Annotated in this window: 1 protein-coding gene; it reads right to left on the bottom strand. The window is 65.8% G+C overall.

Annotation, left to right across the window (positions count from 1 at the left end; translation table 11 throughout):
* Positions 1-902 (bottom strand): IS3 family transposase (locus tag N864_RS22590; RefSeq protein WP_034722872.1); only part of this gene is annotated, 902 nt, incomplete at its 3' end.
* Between the last annotated feature and the right edge of the window lie 132 nt (positions 903-1,034).

Below are 1,034 nucleotides of genomic sequence, written 5' to 3'. Positions count from 1 at the left end.
ACTTTTGGCGACTCGCGGTGTGATTCGAGGATCTCGTTGGGAGTCTTGTACCCCAACCCCGAATGGAGCCTTCGTCGATTATAGAACAACTCGATCCATCGCGCGATATCCCGACGGGCCATCTCACGGGTTGGGAATTGTTTCCGGTTGACGAGCTCGACCTTGAGCGCGCCATTCGTTGACTCGGCAAGAGCATTATCGAAGCATATTCCGGTCCGTCCGACAGAACGCGACAACCCGAGCCGGGCGAGAACTGCGGCGTACTCGTCGGACATGTAGTTGCTGCCACGGTCGGAATGGAAGATGGCGTTCTTGGGCAGGTCGAGATTGCGGGCGGCCATCTCGATCGCCTCGGTGATCAGCGGCGTCTTGTAATGGTCGGCCATCGCGTACCCGACGATCGCCCGCGAGCAGCAGTCGATCACCAGGGCGACGTACAGCCAGCCCTCCCACGTGCGCACGTAGGTGATGTCGCCGACGAGCTTGGCGCCGGGGGCGGCGCTGGTGAAGTCGCGGTTGACCAGGTCCGGGACGTCGGCCACCTCCTGGCCCTGCTTGGTCGTGCACCGCCGCTTGGCCCGCGGTTGGCACGCCACCAGGCCGCGTTCGCGCATGATCGCCCGGACCGTCTCCGGGTCGCAGGGCCGGCCCATCCGGGACAGGGCGGCGTGGATCCGCCGGTAGCCGTAGGTGCCGTCGTGCTGCTCGAAGAGGTGCTCGATGAGCGCCCCGAGCTCCGCACGGCGCCGCGCGGTGGCCGAGGCCGGCCGGGTCAGCCAGTCGTAGAACCCGGAGGTCGCCACGCCCAGCCAGGTGCACATCGCGGTCACCGTGTACCGCGGTGTCCCGTCCTCATTCACGGTCGCCTTCTCTGCCTCGATGAACGCGTACTTCGCCCTCACCGGTACTCCTTCGCAAAGAAGGCCGCGGCTTTTCCCAGGAATTCACGCTCGAGCTTCAGTTCCCGGTTCTCTCGCTCGAGCTCGGCCAGCCGGGCCCGCTCGGACACTGTCAACGGCGGCTCGCTATCCGGG

The sequence above is a fragment of the Intrasporangium chromatireducens Q5-1 genome (assembly GCF_000576575.1).
GTDB lineage: Bacteria > Actinomycetota > Actinomycetes > Actinomycetales > Dermatophilaceae > Intrasporangium_A > Intrasporangium_A chromatireducens.
This window is presented reverse-complemented; position numbering and strand designations above follow the sequence as displayed.